Annotated in this window: 20 protein-coding genes and 1 tRNA gene; 11 read left to right on the forward strand and 10 right to left on the reverse strand. The window is 72.0% G+C overall.

The genetic code is table 11. From position 1 onward, the window contains the following. Positions 1-117: 117 nt before the first annotated feature. From PZC42_RS05970 to PZC42_RS05980, 3 genes are all read right to left on the reverse strand, one after another. A complete protein-coding gene (locus PZC42_RS05970) occupies positions 118-1,233 on the reverse strand; it encodes an ABC transporter ATP-binding protein (protein WP_277209299.1) in 1,116 nt (371 codons plus the stop codon). A 184-nt stretch (positions 1,234-1,417) separates the two neighbouring features. Further along, entirely contained in the window at positions 1,418-2,254 is an 837-nt protein-coding gene (gene otsB, locus PZC42_RS05975) for a trehalose-phosphatase (RefSeq protein ID WP_277209300.1), read from the reverse strand. Then, entirely contained in the window at positions 2,247-3,710 is a 1,464-nt protein-coding gene (locus PZC42_RS05980; RefSeq protein ID WP_277209301.1) for an alpha,alpha-trehalose-phosphate synthase (UDP-forming), read from the reverse strand. The genes otsB and PZC42_RS05980 overlap by 8 nt, the downstream gene beginning before the upstream one ends. Positions 3,711-3,880: 170 nt before the next feature. Here PZC42_RS05980 and PZC42_RS05985 point away from each other — a divergent pair, with 170 nt between their 5' ends. The 3 genes from PZC42_RS05985 to PZC42_RS05995 all read left to right on the forward strand — a co-directional run bounded on the left by PZC42_RS05985 (position 3,881) and on the right by PZC42_RS05995 (position 6,916). Further along, positions 3,881-5,809: a serine/threonine-protein kinase gene (locus PZC42_RS05985; protein ID WP_277209302.1), complete on the forward strand. Its 1,929-nt coding sequence runs from the start codon at positions 3,881-3,883 to the stop codon at positions 5,807-5,809. Positions 5,810-5,935: 126 nt separating this feature from the next. Continuing rightward, complete coding sequence (locus tag PZC42_RS05990; protein ID WP_277209303.1) at positions 5,936-6,790, forward strand: DsbA family protein; 855 nt, start codon at positions 5,936-5,938, stop codon at positions 6,788-6,790. Between the two features lie 50 nt (positions 6,791-6,840). Next, positions 6,841-6,916 (forward strand) — tRNA-Thr (locus PZC42_RS05995). Between the two features lie 94 nt (positions 6,917-7,010). Here the strand turns inward: PZC42_RS05995 and PZC42_RS06000 are convergent. Beyond that, positions 7,011-7,859 carry an SGNH/GDSL hydrolase family protein gene (locus PZC42_RS06000; RefSeq protein ID WP_277209304.1) on the reverse strand — a complete coding sequence of 283 codons (849 nt, stop codon included), beginning with the start codon at positions 7,857-7,859 and terminating at the stop codon, positions 7,011-7,013. Between the two features lie 22 nt (positions 7,860-7,881). Then, positions 7,882-8,532: a uracil-DNA glycosylase gene (locus tag PZC42_RS06005; RefSeq protein ID WP_438802930.1), complete on the reverse strand. Its 651-nt coding sequence runs from the start codon at positions 8,530-8,532 to the stop codon at positions 7,882-7,884. Between the two features lie 130 nt (positions 8,533-8,662). On the opposite strand from PZC42_RS06005, the gene PZC42_RS06010 reads away from it, so the two are divergent. From PZC42_RS06010 to PZC42_RS06035, 6 genes are all read left to right on the forward strand, one after another. Continuing rightward, on the forward strand, positions 8,663-8,974 hold the full coding sequence (locus PZC42_RS06010; RefSeq protein WP_277209966.1) for a DUF3263 domain-containing protein: 312 nt from the start codon (positions 8,663-8,665) through the stop codon (positions 8,972-8,974). Between the two features lie 67 nt (positions 8,975-9,041). Next, a complete protein-coding gene (locus tag PZC42_RS22505; protein WP_277209306.1) occupies positions 9,042-9,746 on the forward strand; it encodes a LytR C-terminal domain-containing protein in 705 nt (234 codons plus the stop codon). Positions 9,747-9,875: 129 nt separating this feature from the next. Further along, entirely contained in the window at positions 9,876-10,079 is a 204-nt protein-coding gene (locus PZC42_RS06020; RefSeq protein WP_171783506.1) for a cold-shock protein, read from the forward strand. Between the two features lie 324 nt (positions 10,080-10,403). Beyond that, on the forward strand, positions 10,404-12,032 hold the full coding sequence (gene groL, locus PZC42_RS06025) for a chaperonin GroEL (RefSeq protein ID WP_277209307.1): 1,629 nt from the start codon (positions 10,404-10,406) through the stop codon (positions 12,030-12,032). A 229-nt stretch (positions 12,033-12,261) separates the two neighbouring features. Further along, a complete protein-coding gene (locus PZC42_RS06030) occupies positions 12,262-12,696 on the forward strand; it encodes a hypothetical protein (protein ID WP_277209308.1) in 435 nt (144 codons plus the stop codon). 9 nt (positions 12,697-12,705) lie between these two features. Next, entirely contained in the window at positions 12,706-13,098 is a 393-nt protein-coding gene (locus tag PZC42_RS06035; protein WP_277209309.1) for a MerR family transcriptional regulator, read from the forward strand. Positions 13,099-13,195: 97 nt separating this feature from the next. On the opposite strand, the gene PZC42_RS06040 is transcribed toward PZC42_RS06035, so the two are convergent. From PZC42_RS06040 to PZC42_RS06055, 4 genes are all read right to left on the reverse strand, one after another. Further along, entirely contained in the window at positions 13,196-13,483 is a 288-nt protein-coding gene (locus tag PZC42_RS06040) for a WXG100 family type VII secretion target (RefSeq protein ID WP_277209310.1), read from the reverse strand. A 137-nt stretch (positions 13,484-13,620) separates the two neighbouring features. Next, a complete protein-coding gene (locus PZC42_RS06045) occupies positions 13,621-14,349 on the reverse strand; it encodes an HD domain-containing protein (protein WP_277209311.1) in 729 nt (242 codons plus the stop codon). A 104-nt stretch (positions 14,350-14,453) separates the two neighbouring features. Continuing rightward, entirely contained in the window at positions 14,454-16,091 is a 1,638-nt protein-coding gene (locus tag PZC42_RS06050) for a sensor histidine kinase (protein ID WP_277209312.1), read from the reverse strand. Continuing rightward, positions 16,088-16,831 carry a response regulator transcription factor gene (locus tag PZC42_RS06055; RefSeq protein WP_277209313.1) on the reverse strand — a complete coding sequence of 248 codons (744 nt, stop codon included), beginning with the start codon at positions 16,829-16,831 and terminating at the stop codon, positions 16,088-16,090. Before PZC42_RS06055 ends, PZC42_RS06050 begins: the two co-directional genes overlap by 4 nt. A gap of 91 nt (positions 16,832-16,922) precedes the next feature. Here PZC42_RS06055 and PZC42_RS06060 point away from each other — a divergent pair, with 91 nt between their 5' ends. Further along, positions 16,923-18,203 (forward strand): hypothetical protein, encoded by a 1,281-nt coding sequence (locus PZC42_RS06060; protein ID WP_277209314.1) that lies wholly within the window; start codon positions 16,923-16,925, stop codon positions 18,201-18,203. Between the two features lie 36 nt (positions 18,204-18,239). Here the strand turns inward: PZC42_RS06060 and PZC42_RS06065 are convergent, their stop codons facing one another. Continuing rightward, complete coding sequence (locus PZC42_RS06065; protein ID WP_438802931.1) at positions 18,240-18,743, reverse strand: NYN domain-containing protein; 504 nt, start codon at positions 18,741-18,743, stop codon at positions 18,240-18,242. A 207-nt stretch (positions 18,744-18,950) separates the two neighbouring features. On the opposite strand from PZC42_RS06065, the gene PZC42_RS06070 reads away from it, so the two are divergent. Next, positions 18,951-19,742, forward strand: a complete 792-nt coding sequence (locus PZC42_RS06070) for a type 1 glutamine amidotransferase (protein WP_277209316.1) — start codon at positions 18,951-18,953, stop codon at positions 19,740-19,742. The last annotated feature ends 19 nt before the right edge of the window (positions 19,743-19,761 follow it).

Raw genomic sequence — 19,761 nt, forward strand, 5'->3', positions numbered from 1 at the left:
TTTTTTTTTTTTTTTTTTTGGGGGTGGGGGGGGGCCGGGGGGGGGGGGGGGGGGGGGGGGGCCCCCCCCCCCCCCCCGTCGGGTGCTGTGTCGCTCAGCCGTCGCTCAGCCGTGTGCTCAGAGACGGGCGCCCGTGGAGGGAGCGAACACGTGCGACTTGCCCGTCTTGATGGTGACGTGGACCGTGTCACCCTTCATCGGGACGTCGCGCGGGTCGATGCGCACGATGACCTGGTCGGACGAGCCGGAGTGCAGCTCACCGGCGGCACCGGCGGTCTTGAGCGAGCCGTAGACGAACGCGTCCGAGCCGAGCTCCTCGACGAGGTTGACCTCGACCTGCAGGGCGTCGGGGGTCGCGGAGGAGACGACGTCGAGCGCCTCGGGGCGGAACCCGACGGTGATCTTGCCGCCGTCGGCGTCCGTGAGCTGGCTGATGACGTCGCGCGAGAGCGGGACGGCCGCGTGACCGACGACGGCCTTGCCGTCCTTGACGTCGAACGTCCCGACGTTCATGGCCGGGGAGCCGATGAAGCCCGCCACGAACACGTTCGACGGGGTGTCATACATCTCGCGGGGGGTGCCGACCTGCTGCAGCAGACCGTCCTTGAGGACCGCGATGCGGTCACCCATGGTCAGGGCCTCGGTCTGGTCGTGCGTGACGTAGACCGTGGTGACGCCGAGGCGGCGCTGCAGCGAGGCGATCTGCGTACGCGTCTGGACACGGAGCTTGGCGTCCAGGTTGGACAGCGGCTCGTCCATGAGGAACACCTGCGGCTGGCGCACGATGGCACGGCCCATGGCGACACGCTGACGCTGACCACCGGAGAGCGCCTTCGGCTTGCGGTCGAGGTACTCGGTGAGGTCGAGGATCTTCGCAGCCTCCTCGACGCGCTGGCGGATCTCCGTCTTCGGCTTGCCCGCGATCTTCAGCGCGAAGCCCATGTTGTCCGCGACGGACATGTGGGGGTACAGCGCGTAGTTCTGGAAGACCATCGCGATGTCGCGGTCCTTGGGCTGCACGTCGGTGACGTCGCGGTCGCCGATGTAGATGTGCCCGCCGTTGACGTCCTCGAGGCCCGCCAGCATGCGCAGCGAGGTCGACTTTCCGCAGCCCGAGGGGCCGACGAGGACGAGGAACTCGCCGTCCTCCACCTCGAGGTTGAGCTGGTCCACGGCCGGGCGCTCAGTGCCCGGGTAGATCCGCGTCGCGTGGTCGTAGGTGACCGAAGCCATGGTGATTCCCTCCACCGGCAGGTACGTGCCGGACGATCCGTTGTGGTCGGGTGTCTTGCGCTCACGACTGGCGTGTCAGCGGTGACACATTCTGTTGTTGGCGCGCACGGCTCCCGATTCGTCCCGGGCGCACGGCGCTTGTCGATAGTACATGGCCGTGACCGGGATCACCCCATGGAGCAGGTCACGATCCCGCGCCGGACGCGAGTAGCTCCGTGATCCGGTCCAGGACCGCCGCGACCCCGTCGGGGTCGGGGACGCGGTGCGCGGCGAGCGTCTCGCCGGGGCCGACCTTGAGCGCGACGTCGCCGGCGCCGAGCACGGCGAACGCCTTCTCGTCCGTGGTGTCGTCGCCCGCGTACAGCACCCGGGCGGCCGGCGCCCCGAGGTCGTGGGCGACGACGGTACGCAGCCGTTCCAGCGCCTCGCCCTTGGAGGTGTGCAGCACCGCGATCTCGACCACGTCCTTGCCGTGCATCGCGTCCAGCCCGAGCCGCGCCGCCGCGGCGGCGGCGGCCTCGATCGCGGCGGCCGAGTCGGCGGGCCCGGCCTGGCGGGTGTGCAGGACGGCGGCGCTCGGCTTGCGCTGCACCCAGGCCCCCTCGCGGCCGACGACGGCGGAGTCCAGGGCGGCGGTGAGCTCGGCCAGCACGGCGGTCTGCTCGGGCGTGAGCTCCAGCGGCACCGACTCCAGGCCCGCAACCGTCGCGTGGCCTGTCTGGGCGCCGTGGCTGCCCACGAGGTACGAGCCGACCGGTGGCGCCGCGCGCCCCGCCAGGTCGTCCAGGTCGCGGCCCGACACGAAGGCCAGCCGAGCGCGTCCCGCGCCGCCGCCCCACACGTGCGCACCCAGCCGGTCCACGGCCGCCCGTGCTGCCGGAGTCATGCGGGACGCCTTCGGGTCGTCCACGAGCGGGGCGAGGACGCCGTCGAAGTCGAGCGCGACGAGCACCGGCGTGCCGTCGTCGTCCACGAGCTCCTCCAGCGCCGTGGCCAGGTGCCCGTCCACCCGGTCAGACATGGCTGTCCCGGGACGGCATGGCGGTCAGCACGCCCAGGAACGTCTTGGACCACTTCGCGACGTCGTCCGCCATGACCTTGCGGCGCAGGCGCCGCATCCTGCGCCGTTTCTCCTTGGGGTCCAGGTGGGCGGCCGCCACGATGATGTCCTTCATCCCGTCGATGTCGTGCGGGTTGACGAGCAGCGGGCCCGGTGCGAGCTCGTCCGCCGCGCCGGTGAACTCGGACAGGACGAGCACACCGTCCAGGTCCGAGCGGGCCGCGATGTACTCCTTGGCGACCAGGTTCATCCCGTCACGCAGGGACGTCACGAGCATGACGTCGGCCGCGAGGTAGAGGGCCGCCATCTCCTCGGGCGGGTAGGAGTGGTGCAGGTAGTGGATCGCCGAGTGCCCGATCTCGCCGAACTCGCCGTTGAGGCGCCCCACGAGGACCTCGACGTGCTCCCGGAGCTCCTGGTAGGCACCGACGTTCTCCCGCGAAGGGCTCGCCACCTGCACGAGCGTCGTGTTCTTCGCCTCGATCCGGCCGTCCTGGAGGATCTCGCCGTACGCCTTGATCCGGTGCCGGATGCCCTTGGTGTAGTCGAGGCGGTCGACCCCGAGCATGACCACGTCCGGGTCGCCCAGGTCGGCGCGGATCTCCTTGGCCCGCGCCTGCACCTCGGCGCTGCGCGCGAGCTCGTCGAACCGCATGGTGTCGATGGAGATCGGGAAGGCTGCCGCACGGACGCGTCGGCTTGGAGTGCCGTCGGCGGCCTCCATCGAGATCATCGAGCCCCGCGTGGGGTGGTCCGTGAGGCGCCGCACCGCACGCACGAAGTTCGAGGCGTCGCCGCCCCGCTGGAAACCGACCAGGTCGGCCCCGAGCAGCCCCTCGAGGATGTTCCTGCGCCACGGGAGCTGCTGGAACAGCTCGACCGGAGGGAACGGGATGTGGTCGAAGAACCCGATCCGCAGGTCGGGGCGCAGGTCGCGCAGCATCTTCGGCACCAGCTGCAGCTGGTAGTCGTGGACCCACACGACCCCGCCCTGGGCCGCCTGGGCGGCCGCCGCCTCCGCGAACCGCTGGTTGACCCGTCGGTAGGAGTCCCACCACTGGCGGTGGTAGGCGGGCGGGGCGATCACGTCGTGGTAGAGCGGCCAGAGGGTGTCGTTGGAGAACCCCTCGTAGTACTTCTCGATCTCGCTCGCCGAGAGCGTCACCGGCACCAGCATCATGCCGTCGGCCTCGAAGGGCTCGTGCGCCAGGTCGGGCGCCCCGGACCAGCCGACCCAGGCGCCCTCGTTCTCCTGCATGACCGGCTCCAGCGCGGAGACCAGCCCGCCGGGCGACCGTTGCCAGTCGACGGCACCGTCGTCGTCCACGGAGAAGTCCACCGGGAGCCTGTTCGCGACGACGACCAGGTCGTAGCCACCCGGTCCGCTGGAGCTGCTTGCCGATCCTTGACCTGTCAAAGGTGTTCTCTCCCAAGGTTGGTGGCCCCCTGCCCTGCCTTGACAGGTTAGCCAGACGCCCACCCGAACCTTACCGAGCGGATCTGCTCGTCGCTCGGCCGCCGCGGGGGACGGTCCGACCGGGCACGTGCGAGCGCGCGGAACCCCACCCCGGCGCTACGGTGTGGCCCATGGGAGAGGGCGACGAGGCGCAGGTGATGACGGCGGGTGTCCCCGCGTCCGGAGCCGACGGGATGCTGCCCGCGGGCGCCGACGTCGGGGGGTACGCGATCGTGTCCCTGCTCGGGCGGGGCGCGATGGGAGCCGTCTACGAGGCGGTCGACGGCGGCGGTCAGCGCGTCGCGCTCAAGGTGCTGCACGCGCACGTCGACGCCAACCCGGCCGGTCGCCAGCGCCTGCGCCGTGAGGTCGCCGCCCTGCAGCGGCTCCGGCACCCCGCCGTCGCCCAGGTGCTCGACGCGGAGTTCGAGGGACCGCACGCCTTCGTCGTCACCGAGCTCGTGGACGGGCTGACGCTCGAGGAGGAGGTCGACGCGCGCGGCCCTCTCGACATCGCGGACCTGTTCTCCCTGGCCGACCAGCTCGCCGACGCCCTGGAGTCGGTGCACGCCGCCGGGGTGGTGCACCGTGACCTCAAGCCCTCCAACGTCATGGTCACCGGTGCCGGGCCGACACTCATCGACTTCGGGATCGCGCAGAGCCCGGAGGACGCCCGCACCACCATGACCGGGTTCGTGATGGGCACCCCCGGGTACATCGCGCCCGAGCTCCTCGACGGCGGTGACCCCGTTCCCGAGACCGATTGGTGGAGCTGGGCGGCGCTGCTCGCCTTCGCCGCCACCGGCCGCTCGCCGTTCGGTGTGCGCCCCACGGACCTCGTGCTGCGCCGCTCGCGGGAGGGCAGGGCCGACCTCGTCGGGGTCCCGGCCCGCACCGGCCGGGCGCTCGCGGCGGCGCTGCACGCTGACCCCGCACGCCGTTGGGGGCCCACCGACGTGGTCCGTGCCGTCCGCCGTGACCTCGAGGCCGGGGCGAGCGACGTCGTCGGTGTCCCGGAGGACCCGCACGCCACCCAGCGCATCGTGGTCGCCGCCGGCGCAGCGACGGCGGCCCTGGCCGGCGCGGCAGCGGGTGCCGGTGCCTCGGCCACCTCCGGAGCGGACACCGCGGTCTCCGGGGAGTCCGCCGACGCCGTCACCGGGCAGGCGGAGGACCCGGCCGAGGCGACCCAGGTCATGGATCCGGTACCCGCGGCCGACGACACCGCCGTCGTCGGCCCGCCCGTCCCGCCTCCGGACCCGCAGGGTGCCGCGCAGACGATGACGGCCGGGGAGCGCGAACGGGCGCTCGCCCAGGACGGCGGCACCCGGTCCGTGCCCGTCGGGGACGTGCGGTACCGCAGCTTCGACGAGCTGGCGGACGTGGTCCCCGAGCCGGAGACGGCGCAGCCTGCCGGGCCGTACGTCGCTCCTGTGCACCCGCGCCGGTGGGGGACGGTCCTGGCGCTCGGTCTGCCGTTCGTGGTCCTGGCGGCGTTCTACCCGCTGGTCGCCTTCGGGGTCTTCTGCGGCGTGACGGTGCTGTGCCGCATCGTCGGGACGTCGGGGCCCCGGCTCCACGAACGCCGTGAGCGCAGGGGAGTGCGCCGGTCGGACGGGCTGGTGGCGGCGCTGTTGTTCCCGTACCACGCCGTGATCGGTGCGCTCGGGATCATCCCGGCCGCGCTGGTCGGAGGGTGCGTGGGACTGCTCGCGATCATGGGGGGCTACTGGCTGTTCGGCGACGGCAACCTCATCGTCGTGCCGCTGGAGGACGTCGCGTCCCGTTCGGTGGGCGGGCGGAACGCCCCCGTCGTCTTCGGCCTCCTGCTGGCCGGCGCGATGCTCCTGGCGGTCCTGGTGACGTGGTTCGGGCCGGCGGGCCGCACCGCACGGCAGGGCGCCCGCACGATCCTCGACAACCTCGCGCCAGGGCTCGTCGGCGCGGCGATCGTCGTGGCGCTGTGCCTCGTCGGGTCGTGGGTGATGTACACGCAGCTCGCCGCCGACCCGCACGTGATCGAGTGGTGGCCGATGGACGGGCCGCCGTCGTTCTTCTGAGCGGCGCTCACAGGTCTCTCTCAGGTTTCCTCACTACATTCTCGCGGGCCGACGTGTCCGCGCGGGTAGGCTGACGCGCGGAGATCTGCCGCTCCGGACCCCACGAATCGAAGGACCTCAACCGAGATGTCGAACAAGAACAAGGCCCAGCTCCGCGAGGAGGCGCGCCTCGAGGCGCTCGCGCGGCAGCAGAAGCAGGCGCAGCGCGATCGGCGCAACCGCTTCCTCGTCTTCGGTGGGCTCGGTGTCGCGATCATCGCGCTGGTCGCCGTGGCGGCGTTCATCCTCATCAACGAGGGGGCGAAGAAGAACGTCGAGGACATCCCGCTGGCCGAGGTCAGTGACGTGCCGTCGACGGCGACCGAGAGTGGCGGGATCCCGGTCGGGTCCGACCTCGTCGCGGGGACGGAGAACGAGGGTGCGCCCGTCGTGGACGAGTACCTCGACTACATGTGCCCTGCCTGCGGTCAGTTCACCCAGACCAACGGCGCGGACGTCGAGGCGCTGCTCACCTCCGGTGACGCCACCGTGGTCTACTACCCCGTGTCGATCCTCGACCGGTCCTCCCGGGGCTCCGACTACTCGACCCGCGCGGCGGCAGCCGCCTACTGGTTGGCGGACCAGGCACCGGAAGCCTTCTACGAGTTCAACAAGGCAGTGTTCGCGAACCAGCCGGAGCAGAACACGACCGGGCTGGACGACGACGAGCTCGCCGAGCTCGCGGAGAGTGTCGGGGCTCCGGCGGACGTCGCCGGGGGGATCGCGGACGGCACCGCTCGGGCGACGTACGGGCAGTACGTGTACTCGCTCTCGAACGAGGTGACGGCTGACGAGTCGCTGTTCAACGCCAACGGCAGCTTCGGGACGCCGACCGTCCTGATCGACGGCCAGCGCTTCGAGGCCTGGGGCGAGCCCGGTGCGCTGCTCGCGGCCGTGCAGGGCGACGAGGCGGTCCTCGAGGAGGAGCCCGCCGAGGGCTGACCTGTTCAGCGGGGACCAGCCGCCCACGCGGTAGGCTGGTCCCCGCTCCCGCCGCCTTAGCTCAGCTGGTAGAGCTCCCGTCTTGTAAACGGAAGGTCGTCGGTTCGAATCCGACAGGCGGCTCCATCGTTCTGTTGTGGGCGCGATTTCTGGCCCGAATTGTCCGATTTCGGCGGTATCAGGCCCCAGATTTTGCGCCCACAACGCTTTGGTGGGCCGTTCACTGTGCGGAGGGTGGCCAGGTTGTCGGGGCGGTCCACTTGGCCAGCCGGCCGTCGCCGCTCGACGTGCCGGTGATCCGGCGTCGGACCCATGGCGCCACGTGCACCCGCACCCACTGCGCATCTTCCTGGATCCGCTTCCGCAACCGCACCGCGGGGGCTGCGTCCAGCGGTGCGTCGAACGCCGGGTCGTCCGGCTCGAGCCCGAGTCCCACCAGGGCGGCGTTCGCGACACGGCGGTGACCCTCGTCGGTGAGATGGATGCGGTCGTCGGACCACATGCGCCAGTCCCGCAGCCCCAGCAGGCCCCACGTGTCCAGCACGAACGCCCCGTGGCGCCGCGCGATCGACCAGATGTTCGCGTTGTAGATGCCGACCCGCCCCTGCGTCCAGTTCAGCGCGCCCCCCGTGCGGAAGCCCGTGCCCAGCAGGACGTCCGCCCCCGTGGCGCGGATCTGCGCGACCGCTCGCTCGAGCGCGGCCGACAGGCCGTGCACGTCGGCCTGGGGCCGCAGGATGTCGTTGCCGCCACCGATCAGCGAGACCAGGTCTGGTTCCATGGCGAGCGCCGTGGGCGTCTGCTCGGCGATGATCTGGCGGAGCTTGCGTCCCCGGATCGCCAGGTTGGCGTACTCGAACGTGTCGTCGCCACGGCGCTCGGCCAGGTGGTCCGCGAGGCGGTCCGCCCAGCCGCGCTGCGGGCCGTCGGAGGCGGTGCCGGCCGCGACGGGCGTGCCGTCGGTGCGCGGGTACGGGTCCCACAGGCCCTCGGAGAACGAGTCACCGATCGCGACGTAGCGGGACCAGCGCGGGAGCGTGCTCTCAGGTGCGGTGTCGGGCGAAGTCACCCGGCCATTCTGCACCCGTTGCTCAGGGCAGTCGCCAGTCCACGGGCGGTGCGCCCTGCTGCTCGAGGAGGGCGTTGACGCGGGAGAACGGCTTGGACCCGAAGAATCCGCGGTAGGCCGCCAGCGGGCTGGGGTGGGCGGACTCCACGGTGGGGGTGGCGCCGAGCCACGGCTTGAGCGAGGCGGCGTCGCGCCCCCACAGGATCGCGACCAGCGGGCCGCCGCGGGCCACGAGCGTCTTGATCGCGGCCTCCGTCACCTGCTCCCAGCCCTTGCCGCGGTGCGACGCCGGTTCTCCCGGCCGCACGGTGAGCACCCGGTTGAGCATCATCACGCCCTGGTCCGCCCACGGGCTCAGGTCGCCCGACGACGGCGGGGGAGCGCCGACGTCGTCCACCAGCTCGGTGTAGATGTTCACCAGGGACTTGGGGATCGGCCGGACGTCCGGCTGGACCGAGAAGGACAGCCCCATCGGGTGGCCCGGCGTCGGGTACGGGTCCTGCCCGACGACCAGCACCCGGACGTCCGCGAGCGGGCGCCGGAACGCGGCGAACACGTCCCCGGGGGCGGGCAGGTAGGTGCGTCCCGCCGCGACCTCGGCGCGCAGGAAGTCGCCCATCGCGTGGATCTGCGGCGCGATGCCGGCCAGGGCCGCCGCCCAGTCGGGTGCCATCACGGTGTCCAGCGCGGGGCGCGTCGTCGTCGAGGAGTCCACGACGGCGACGCTAGCGCACCTGCGACGCGCGGCGGGAGATGCTCGGGACGGTGCCCGACGTGCCCCATACTGGGGCGCTATGAGCGAGATGCTGGTCCAGGACATCGACACCACGGCGGAGGCCCCGTCGTCGGCCACCGATGCCGGTGCGCTGACCGACCGCGACCGCGAGATCCTCGCCTTCGAGAAGCAGTGGTGGAAGTACGCCGGCTCGAAGGAGCAGGCCGTCCGCGAGCTGTTCGACATGTCGGCCACGCGGTACTACCAGGTGCTCAACGCGCTGATCGACACGCCGGCCGCGCTCGAGCACGACCCGATGCTCGTGAAGCGGCTCCGGCGGATGCGCGCGACCCGCCAGCGGGCGCGCACCGCGCGGCGACTCGACGGCACGAACGGCTGACCTGCGGCTCCGCGAGGCTGAACAACGGCTGTAGGTCTCGGGACGGGGAACCGCTACCCTGTCCGGCGTGACCAAGAGCCAGTACCCGTACCCGCCCGACGAGTTCGACGTCCGCGGTCCGGAGGGCGCGCCGGTGGGTGTCCACCGCGAACCCCGGAGCGGGTGGAGCTCGGTCTGGCCGTTCCTGCTCGTCGCCGTGGTCTTCGCGGGCCTCGGCGTCGGGATCATCTCGTTCCTGTCCGACAGCGATAGTGCGCCGCCCCAGGAGAACCCGCCCGCCGCGTCGGAGCAGTCCGACGCCCCGGAGGGCTCGGAGGACGACGACGAGCCGGCCGACGGCGAGGGTGCTGAGGACGGCTCGGGCGACGACGGCGACGCCGAGGGTTCCGAGGACGAGTCGGAGGAGCCGAACGACGAGGCCGGCGACGAGGCTGCCGAGATGCCGGGCGACCCCTCTGCCGCGAACCTGGCCGCGCGCGTCGTGGTCTGGAACGACGGCGCCGGTGCCGGGCAAGCCGGAGCCACGTCGGAAGTCCTGACCGGTTCGCCCGGGTTCAGCGACGTGGGGATGGGCAACGCCACGGCCGCACCGGTGACCCTGGCGGGCGCCTACGACGCGACCACCGTCCTGTACGGCGCGGACCGCGCGGACACCGCGACCGCGGTCGCCGAGGCGCTGGGGGTCGATGCCGCCAACGTCCAGGAGTCCGACGACGTCACCAACCACCCCACGGACGCCGTGTGGGTGATCATCAAGGAGCCGGTGGGCTGACAACCGCCCGAGCAGGGGTGATGGCGACATCCCGGGCACCGGTGCTTCCCTGGCGTGACGGACGCCACTAGTCTCCTGTGCACGGCGGGGCGCCGGCCCCGTGCGTGCCGGAACGACGAGGAGAAGTAGATGGCCCAGGGCACCGTCAAGTGGTTCAACGCCGAGAAGGGGTACGGCTTCGTGACGCCGGCCGACGGCGGACAGGACCTGTTCGTCCACTTCAGCTCGATCCAGGCCGACGGGTACCGCAGCCTCGACGAGGGGCAGCAGGTGGAGTTCGAGGTCGGCCAGGGCCAGAAGGGCCCGCAGGCGGAGCAGGTCCGCCCGCTCTGATCGAGCTGGTCTGACAGTGCAGCGTCGGCGAGGGCCGGCGTCCGACGGCGCACGGCTGCGTCGAGGACGCCGGCCCTCGTCGTGTCCGGGGTTGCCCCGTCCGGGTCTGCGGCCGGTGTGCGCCGGTGGCGAACGTCTTGCACTCTCGGGTCGAGAGTGCCAATAATGGGTTAGCACTCTCGGCTGTCGAGTGACAGCAGAGGTGAACCACCTCGGTCGAAAGGTGAGGCGCGCCCACGCCCGTGATGTGAACGGAGCGGGGGCGGGTCGTCCGTCGCGGGCACCGGCCGACCACCCACCAGCCACAGCGGAGGATCAGTCCCCATGGCCAAGATCATCGCGTTCGACGAGGAAGCTCGTCGGAGCATGGAGCGCGGGCTCAACCAGCTCGCCGACACCGTCAAGGTCACGCTCGGCCCCAAGGGCCGCAACGTCGTCCTGGACAAGAAGTGGGGCGCCCCCACGATCACCAACGACGGTGTCTCCATCGCCAAGGAGATCGAGCTCGAGGAGCCGTTCGAGAAGATCGGCGCCGAGCTCGTCAAGGAGGTCGCCAAGAAGACCGACGACGTCGCGGGTGACGGCACCACCACCGCCACCGTGCTCGCCCAGGCGCTCGTGCGCGAGGGCCTGCGGGTCGTCGCGGCCGGCGCCAACCCGATCGCCGTCAAGCGCGGCATCGAGAAGGCTGTCGAGTCGGTCACCGAGCAGCTGCTCAACGCCGCGGTCGAGGTCGAGACCAAGGAGCAGATCGCTGCCACGGCCGCGATCTCCGCGGGCGACCCCGCCATCGGCGAGCTCATCGCCGAGGCCCTCGACAAGGTGGGCAAGGAAGGCGTCATCACCGTCGAGGAGTCGAACACGTTCGGCCTCGAGCTCGAGCTCACCGAGGGCATGCGCTTCGACAAGGGCTTCCTCGCCCGCTACTTCGAGACGGACCCGGAGCGCCAGGAGGCCGTCCTCGAGGACCCGTACGTCCTGATCGTCGAGTCGAAGATCTCGAACGTCAAGGACATGCTGCCGCTGCTCGACCAGGTCATGAAGTCGGGCCGCTCGCTCCTCATCATCGCCGAGGACGTCGAAGGCGAGGCCCTGGCGACCCTGGTGCTGAACAAGATCCGTGGCACCTTCAAGTCCGTCGCCGTCAAGGCCCCGGGCTTCGGCGACCGCCGCAAGGCCATGCTGCAGGACATCGCGATCCTCACCGGCGGCCAGGTCATCACCGAGACGGTCGGCCTCAAGCTGGAGAACGCCACGCTCGAGGAGCTCGGCCAGGCGCGCAAGGTCGTCGTCACCAAGGACGAGACCACGATCGTCGAGGGCTCCGGCGACGCCGACCTCATCGCCGGTCGCGTGCAGCAGATCCGTTCTGAGATCGAGAAGTCTGACTCGGACTACGACCGCGAGAAGCTCCAGGAGCGCCTCGCCAAGCTGGCCGGCGGCGTGGCCGTCATCAAGGCCGGTGCGGCCACCGAGGTGGAGCTCAAGGAGCGCAAGCACCGCATCGAGGACGCGGTGCGCAACGCCAAGGCCGCCGTCGAGGAGGGCATCGTCGCCGGTGGTGGCGTCGCGCTCCTGCAGGCCGGTGCCGCCGCGTTCGCCAAGCTCGAGCTCGAGGGCGACGAGGCGACCGGTGCGCAGATCGTCAACGCGGCGATCTCGGCCCCGCTGAAGCAGATCGCGATCAACGCCGGCCTCGAGGGCGGCGTCGTGGCGGAGAAGGTCCGCCAGCTCACCCCGGGTCACGGCCTCAACGCCGCGACCGGCGAGTACGAGGACCTGCTGGCCGCGGGCGTCAACGACCCGGTCAAGGTCACGCGTTCCGCGCTGCAGAACGCCGCGTCGATCGCCGCGCTGTTCCTCACCACCGAGGCCGTCGTCGCCGACAAGCCGGAGCCCCAGGGCGCCCCGGCCGGCGACCCGACCGGTGGCATGGGCGACATGGGCTTCTGATCCACGCTCGCTCGGCGCGGTAGCCCGCGCCACTAGCACGACGACGGCCGGCCGTCCGGGGAGATCCCTCCCGGGGCGGCCGGCCGTTTCGTCGTCGCGGCGGCCTGCGCCGCTGTTGCTGTGGGCGCGATCTCTGGGTCCGAAATGCGGCTGTATCGGGCATAGCGGGCCAAGAATCGCGCCCACAACACTTGACCCTGCACCGCGGTGCAGGGTCGATGGTGTTCGCATGACTCCGACCGGCGCACTGCGCATCGTGCGGCTCTCCGCCGCCTACGACCTGCTCGTCACGGCTCCGTTCGCCCTGCCCTGGACGGCCGCCCTCGTCCTGAGCGGGCTGGCAGGAGCCCACGCCACCCTGGGGCTCGGCGGTGCGGCACCGGACCCGGGGGACGTGTTCGTCCTGCTCTTCGCCAGCCTGACGGGCAGCGTCGTGACGGTGTGGGCGCTCGTGCGCCTCTGGCGGCCGAGCCTCGCGCTGGGGCTCGCGGACTCCGTGGCGCGTGCGTTGTTCGCTCTCGCGATGGTGGTGGCCCTGGCCTCTGGCGCATCGACGGTCGTGGTCGGGTTCCTGGTACCCGAGATCCTCTGGGGTGTGGTGCAGGCCGGCGCGGTGCTCCGTGCGTGGCGCCGGGCACCCATGCTCGAGCCGGTCCGCGCCTAGGCTGGCGTCGTGCTGATCTCGGAGCTCGCCGGCCGGTCCGGTGTCAAGGTGTCCACGGTGCGCTACTACGAGCGACGTGAGCTGCTCCCGGACCCGCGCGCGGACAGCGACGGGTACCGGTGGTACACGGACGAGGACGTCCGGCGCATCCGGTTCCTGCGGCGTGGACAGGAGCTCGGGTTCCGGCTGGGCGAGCTGGCCGTGCTCGTCGAGATGTCCGACGACGCGCGCAGCAGAGCGCTGGTGACCCCGGAGATCCGGGCCCGCGCCAGGGAGAAGCTGGCCGAGATCGACGAACGCATCGCCGACCTGCGCAGGATGCGTACCGCCCTCGACGACGTGCTCTCCGCCCGGGACGTGGATCCGGCCGTCCCGTGCCCGATCGTGGGCGCGCTCGCCTGACGCTCGGCAGGTGTTGTGGGCGTGATTTCTGGCCCGATTCGTCCTCTGAAAGGGGGCAAACCGGGCCAGAAATCACGCCCACAACACCCGGGGCGGGTCAGCGGGCGAAGAGGCGGGTCGCTTGGCTCTCGGCGTCGGCGTACGTGGCCGACGCGGACTGCAGCGCCGCCGTCACCGAGTCCAGGGCCGTCTCGACCTGCGTCTGCGCGGACTGCCACTGGCTCATGACGCCTGCGAACGACGTCGCCGCGCTGCCGTGCCAGCTGGCCTGCAGGTCCTGCAGGTGCCGCATCATCGCCCCGACCTCGGACCGGATGGCTCCCACGGAACCGTTCACGGCGGCGCTCGCCTGCGCCACCCGTTCGCTGTCGACCTCGTACCGCATGGCTGTCTCCTCCGTCGTCCTCCCGGTGGACCGGGCTGAGCACGACGGTAGGCGCGAGCGGGGACGGTGCGCCGTCGTCGTCCACAGCCTGTGGACGGAGCGCTACCTCGTGCGGGTCCGGGCGGACTCGCAGACCGTCACTGGCGAGCGGGGCCCGCCGTCGCCTCCTCGCCGAGCCGACGGCGTTCCTTGACCAGCCGGTGCAGCTCGGCATCGAGGTTCTGCCTCGCCGGCTCTTCCCACGTCGCCCCGAGCGGGCTCACGTAGAGCGGCGAGCGGCCCAGCAGCTTGCCGAGGACCTTGATGCGGGCGTCGAGGTAGTCCGAGAGCGGGATGTGGGCGTACTCGGCCCGGATCGCGGCGACGTACTCCTTGTAGCGCTGCGGCTCGGCGGCGAGCATCCCCAGGTCGGCATCGTTGAGCACCGCCGAGTCGAAGTCGCCGGGCACGGCCTTGTGGCGGGCGAGGGTGTCGACGAGCTCCCCGACCCGGGCCGCCGCCTTGGCGGGCACCCCGAGGTCCGCGAGCTGGGAGCGTGCCAGCTCCGCGCTGAGGGTGGTCTGCTCGCCGCCGCGCGTCGCGTAGGCGATCTTGCGGTCCGCGTCGAAGATCGCTCCGTGGTACCAGGCGGCGAGCCGGACGAGGTCGGGCTCGTGCGTCTCGTGGGCGAGCTCGTCGACCCGGTGCAGGACGGCGGCCAGGTGGCGGAGGTTGTGGAAGTGGCGGTCGGCCTCGGACCAGCGCTCGATGAGCTCTTCGCCCACGGCGCGTACCGCCTCCTCGGATGCTGTGGCACCCGCCCCCCGGCAGGTGCGGACGAACGCCGAGAGGAACCACTGCGGCGCGTCGGCGCTGTGGACGCCCATCGCTATCAAGACCTTCGCTTCGAGGATCGTGCTCTGCCTTCCTGTCAGCGTACGACTGCCGGCCGACACTCGTCTCCGGTGCGCCGGCCCGGCTGACAGGGCCGTCACGCAGCGTAGCCGTCGGCAGGCGGCAGGAGAACCCGGACGGTCAGTCCGCCGCCCGGAGTCTCGGCCACCGACGCATGCCCGCCGTGCGCGCCGAGGATCGCCGCCACGATCGCCAGCCCCAGCCCGGACCCGCCCGACTCGCGGTTGCGCGAGGAGTCGGCACGGTAGAAGCGTTCGAAGATGCGGCCGGCCTGCTCCTCCGAGACGCCCGGCCCGTGGTCCCGCACCTCGACGGCGACGCCGCCGGGCACCGTGCCGAGCGCGAGCTCGGCCGGCGACCCGGCCGGCGTGTGCCGCGCGACGTTGCCCACCAGGTTCGTCAGGACCTGCCGGATCCTGTCGGCGTCCCCGATGGTACGCAGGGCCGACGGCGGGGCCTCTCCGGTCCGCAGCCCCGTCAACGAGACGGTGCGGGTCGGGTCGAGGGCGTGCAGGTCCTGGGCGGTGTCGCGGGCGAGCGCCATGAGATCGACCACCTCGTGCCGCATCGGGCGACCCTCGTCCAGCCGGGCGAGCACCAGCAGGTCGTTGACGAGCGCGCCCATGCGGCGCGCCGAGTCCTCGATGCGGACCATCGTGTCCTCGACCTTGTCCTCCGTGTCGAGCGCGCCCATCCGGTAGAGCTCGCCGTACCCCCGGACGGTCGCCAGCGGGGTGCGCAGCTCGTGGCTCGCGTCGGAGACGAAGCGCCGCATGCGCTGCTCGGAGGCCTCCTGCACGGCGAACGCCGACTCGATCTGCGTCAGCATCGCGTTCAGCGAGCGCGACAGCGAGCCGACCTCCGTCGAGGGCGGCTGCTCGGGCACCCGGCGGGACAGGTCGCCCTCCGCGATGGCGGCGGCCGTGGCCTCGATCCGGCGCAGCGGCCGCAGCGAGTGCTGCACGAGCCAGAGGGCGAGCGCGCCGCCAAGCAGCACGATCCCGAGACCCGACCAGAGCAACGAGCCGGACAGGTAGGCGGTCGTCTTGTCGACGGCCGCCATCGGCAGTGCGACGTACGCGGCGCCGTCGAGCGTGTTCCCGAAGTCCGGGCTGCAGGGGATGGAGACGACGCGCCAGTGCGACGGGTCCGACCCGCCCACCGAGTCGACCGTGAAGGGTTCGAGGCCCCGGTCGACCACGCTGGCCAGCGACTCCTCGGGGATCCGTGGTTCACCGTGCGTGGCGAGCGTCTGCGGCCAGCCGATCGCCGACTCGTCGTAGCCGTTGCAGCTCACCAGTGAGACGGCGTAGTCGCTGGGGATCCGCGGCCCGGTCTCGTCCGGCGTGCGGACCGTCATCTGGGCGACGTTCTGGGCCGACTGCTTGAGCTGCACGTCGAGCTGGTCGACCAGGTAGTTCGAGACCACGGTCCGGGTCGCGATCCCCGCGAAGATCATGCCTGCCCCGAGCAGCAGCACGATGATCGCCACCAGCCGGACCCGCAGCGGCACGCGCGCGAACCAGCCCCCGCGACGCTCCTGCGTCGTGCCCGGGGCGCGCTCCTGCGCCGTGCCCGGGGCGGGCTCCGTCGGCGTGCCCGACGGCGGCACCTCCGGCGCTGGAGGGTCCACCGGCCGCTCGTCCACCGGCGGGTCCCCGCTCGGTGCGACGAAGGTCGGCTCACCGCCGTCGAGGTGATCCTGCGACGTCATCTCTGCTGGGCACGCAGGAGGTAGCCGACGCCGCGCTTGGTGTGGATGAGCGGCGGGAGCTCGACGTCCGCGCCGTCCGGCCCGGTGACCTTCACGTGGTCGATCTTGCGCCGGAGGTAGGAGATGTAGGACTCGACGATGTTCGCGTCGCCGCCCCAGTCGTACTGCCACACGTGGTCGAGGATCTGCGCCTTGGACAGCACACGCCCGGCGTTGAGCATGAGGTAGCGCAGCAGCTTGAACTCGGTGGGGGACAGCTCGATCTCGACACCGGAGCGGTAGACCTCGTGGCTGTCCTCGTCGAGCTCGAGGTCGCCCACCCGCAGGACGGCGTCGTCGTCGGGCTCGCCGCCGGTGGTGCGCCGCAGCACCGCACGGATCCGGGCCACGACCTCCTCGAGGCTGAACGGCTTGGTGACGTAGTCGTCACCGCCGACAGTCAACCCCTGGATCTTGTCCTGGGTGTCGTCGCGGGCGGTGAGGAACAGCACCGGGGTGTGCCGGCCCGTGGCGCGCATCCGACGGGTGACGGTGAAGCCGTCCATGTCGGGCAGCATGACGTCGAGCACCACCAGGTCCGGCTCCGTGTCGCGGACGAGCTGCAGGGCGCTCGTGCCGTCGCCGGCTGCGTGGACCTCGAACCCCGCGAAGCGCAGGGACGTGGACAGCAGCTCACGGATGTTGGGCTCGTCGTCGACGACGACGAGCCGTGCTTCGGGGGCGTCGGAGGATGCGGCCATGGGTCCAGTGTGCGCCGGATCTCTGAAAGTTTCCTGGATGTGAACGGCGTACGAGTCGCGGGGCGACGGGCCGCACCGCAGGATGCGTGGTGTGACAGCCGCCATGCCCACCACAGCTCCCACGTCACCGCGAGTCCTCGTGGTGCGGCGGTCGGTCGGCATGGTCCTCGTCGTCGTCACCGCCCTGCTGGTCGCGGCGTCCTGCGTGGCGGTGTGGGCGCACCGCACGGTGCTCGACACCGACGACTTCATGGACGCCGTCGGGCCGGCCCTGGACGACCCGGCGTTCTCCGACGCGCTCGCGGACACCCTGACGGAGCAGACCTTGCTGGCGCTCGATCTCGACGCCCGGGTGTCGAACCGGCTCATCGAGCTCGACGAGGTGCTCACCCTGACCCTGGTCGACCGGCTCGAGGCCCGGGTGGAGACGGTCGTCGACCGGTTCGTCGCCTCTCAGGCGTTCCGTGACCGGATGCCGTCGTTCGTCGAACGTGCCCACCGCGCGGCGATCGGGATCGCTCGCGGAGACGCCGACGAGCACCCCGAGGTGTACCTCACCGACGATGCCCTCGTGCTCGACACGGCGCCGCTGGTCGCGGAGGCGGTGCGGGAGGCCCTCGGCAGCATCGGTGACATGCTGCCCGGCATCACGCTGCCCGACGCCGTCGCCCGGGACGGACCCGAGGCGAGGGCGCACCTCAGCGCGATGCTCGGCGCGCAGCTCCCCGAGGGGTTCGGCGAGGTCGTGCTCCTCGACCGGGAGACGTTCGACCTGCTCCAGGGCACCGTGACGGCCGTGGACCGCGCGGTGTGGGTGCTGGTCGCCGTCACGATGCTGCTGATCGTCGTGACCGTCCTGATCACTCCCGACCGCCGGCGTGGCACGGTCCAGCTCGGCACCGGCACCGTGGTGAGCCTGGTGGTCGCCGCGGCGCTCGTCGCCCGGCTCCGCGGACCTGTCGTCGACGTCGCCCGCACACCTGACGGCGAGCGGGTCGCGGAGGTGCTGTTCGACTCGGCGGTCACGAGTCTCCACGAGATCCTGTGGCTGGTGGGCGCCGTCGCCGCCGTGGCCGCCGTCGTCGGGGTGATGCTCGGTCGCCCCGCCTGGCTCGAACGGGCCGGGGAGCACCGGCCGTGGGTGCGTGCCGTGACGGGCCAGGACGGCCGGCTGCCGCACCGGGTCGCCGAGCATGCCGACGCCGTGCGGGTGGTGGCGCTGGCGCTGGCGGTCCTCGTGGTGGTGCTCACGGGGTTCAGCTGGGTCGCGATCGTGCTGGCGGTGCTGTTCCTCGTGGTCTGCCTGGTGTGCGTCTCGGTCGCGCAGCGCATCGCCGATGTTCCCGGGAGCCGGCGGTCGACACCGACCTGACCGCGGCGCCGGGCCGACCGGCCCGGCGCCCACCGGTCAGAGGAAGCGCAGCGGGTCGAACTCGTCGATCGGGATGATCCGCACGCGCGGCAGCGGGCTGGTGAAGGCGTCGACGTCCCCCTCCAGGTCGAAGATCTCCAGCCCTTCCTCGGTCAGCGAGGTGAGCTGGCCGTTGACGAACTCGCGGAAGGCCAGCAGACCGACCCGGCGGCCGTCGTCGGCCAGCAGCCGCTCGACCTGCGGCAGGAAGTCGCCGTCGTGGCTGGCGAGCAGGACGTCGCCGTCGCGCCCGGCGATCGCCTCCAGGGTGCGCTGGATACCGAGGTCGACGACCTTCTCGTCACCCTTCGCCGCCAGGGGGATCGGCCGGTAGCCCATCGCGAGCAGCGCCTGCACGAACGACATCGGCATCTGGCCGCTGGTCGCGTTGAGGAAGAACAGCGGGACGACGTCGGAGCCCCACACCTTGCTCGCGAACTTCGTGATCCGGTCCCACCGCGGCCGCTCCTCCGGGTTCGGGCGGCGGTTCAGCACGTTCATGCCGAGCGTGGCGTCGATGTTCTCGCCGTCCACCAGCAGGTACGTGGTGCGGCTCGGCTCGTTCGGCGACGCCGGGGCGGACGCCGGCGCGGGCGAGGCGGTCGGCGCGGTGAAGGGGGAGACCATGCGCCCAGGGTACGCGGGACGCCGTCGGTCCGGCGGCCAGGGCATGGACCGGAGCGGCCGGGCGGAGTAATCTCAGCGGCCGTGCCTGAGATCATGATGTCCGACCACCCGCGGGTGACCGTCCTGCAGCACAGCTCCGACGTGCCGCTCGACAGGTTCGCCCGGACGTTCACCGCGGCGCGCGTGGTGCGGCTCTTCGCCGGCGACCCGGTGCCCGCGCTCGAGGAGTGCGGCGACGGGCTCGTCGTCCTCGGCGGGCAGATGAACGCCTACGCGGACGACGACGCGCCATGGCTGCCCGCCGTGCGGTCCCTGCTGGCCCGGGCGGTCGGTGCCGGGCTGCCGACGCTCGGCATCTGCCTCGGCGCCCAGCTCCTCGCGGTCGCCGGGGGCGGGGCGGTGCAGGTCGCCGCTCCTCCGGGGCGCGAGGCCGGCGTCGTGGACGTGCACTGGCGTGCCGAGGCGCTGGCCGACCCGGTCCTCGCGCCGCTCGCCCGGGCTGCCGGGGCGACCTGCGAGGAGGACGTCGACGGGCCTGCCTGCGTGACCCCGGTGGTCTCCATGCACTCCGACGCCGTCATCGAGCTGCCGCAGGGTGCGCGGTGGCTGGGCTGGTCGGACGCCTACCCCTACCAGGCGTTCCGCTGGGGCTCGGCGCTGGGGGTGCAGTTCCACCCCGAGGCGAGCCCGTCCCTGGCCGTGCGGTGGGCGCTCGGGGAGACCGACGTCGACACGGCCTCGGTGCACGCCCAGGTCACCGCGCACGACGCCGGGCTGGCGCGGACCGCGGACCTGCTCGCCGGAGCGTTCCTCGAGCAGGTGCGTGCCGCCGTCGGGCACCCAGTCGAGGTAGCGCTGGGCCAGGCCGGGTAGCGCGCCCGGTCCCGCGAGG

It is taken from the genome of Isoptericola croceus (assembly GCF_029382255.1).
Taxonomy (GTDB): Bacteria; Actinomycetota; Actinomycetes; order Actinomycetales; family Cellulomonadaceae; genus Isoptericola; species Isoptericola croceus.

Coding starts and splice junctions, on each gene's coding strand:
- PZC42_RS05970 (WP_277209299.1), bottom strand. CDS start 1,233: ATGGCTTCGGTCACCTACGACCACGCGACGCGGATCTACCCGGGCACT.
- otsB (WP_277209300.1), bottom strand. CDS start 2,254: ATGTCTGACCGGGTGGACGGGCACCTGGCCACGGCGCTGGAGGAGCTC.
- PZC42_RS05985 (WP_277209302.1), top strand. CDS start 3,881: ATGGGAGAGGGCGACGAGGCGCAGGTGATGACGGCGGGTGTCCCCGCG.
- PZC42_RS05990 (WP_277209303.1), top strand. CDS start 5,936: ATGTCGAACAAGAACAAGGCCCAGCTCCGCGAGGAGGCGCGCCTCGAG.
- PZC42_RS06005 (WP_438802930.1), bottom strand. CDS start 8,532: ATGGCACCCGACTGGGCGGCGGCCCTGGCCGGCATCGCGCCGCAGATC.
- PZC42_RS06010 (WP_277209966.1), top strand. CDS start 8,663: ATGCTGGTCCAGGACATCGACACCACGGCGGAGGCCCCGTCGTCGGCC.
- PZC42_RS06020 (WP_171783506.1), top strand. CDS start 9,876: ATGGCCCAGGGCACCGTCAAGTGGTTCAACGCCGAGAAGGGGTACGGC.
- groL (WP_277209307.1), top strand. CDS start 10,404: ATGGCCAAGATCATCGCGTTCGACGAGGAAGCTCGTCGGAGCATGGAG.
- PZC42_RS06030 (WP_277209308.1), top strand. CDS start 12,262: ATGACTCCGACCGGCGCACTGCGCATCGTGCGGCTCTCCGCCGCCTAC.
- PZC42_RS06040 (WP_277209310.1), bottom strand. CDS start 13,483: ATGCGGTACGAGGTCGACAGCGAACGGGTGGCGCAGGCGAGCGCCGCC.
- PZC42_RS06045 (WP_277209311.1), bottom strand. CDS start 14,349: ATGGGCGTCCACAGCGCCGACGCGCCGCAGTGGTTCCTCTCGGCGTTC.
- PZC42_RS06050 (WP_277209312.1), bottom strand. CDS start 16,091: ATGACGTCGCAGGATCACCTCGACGGCGGTGAGCCGACCTTCGTCGCA.
- PZC42_RS06055 (WP_277209313.1), bottom strand. CDS start 16,831: ATGGCCGCATCCTCCGACGCCCCCGAAGCACGGCTCGTCGTCGTCGAC.
- PZC42_RS06065 (WP_438802931.1), bottom strand. CDS start 18,743: ATGAACGTGCTGAACCGCCGCCCGAACCCGGAGGAGCGGCCGCGGTGG.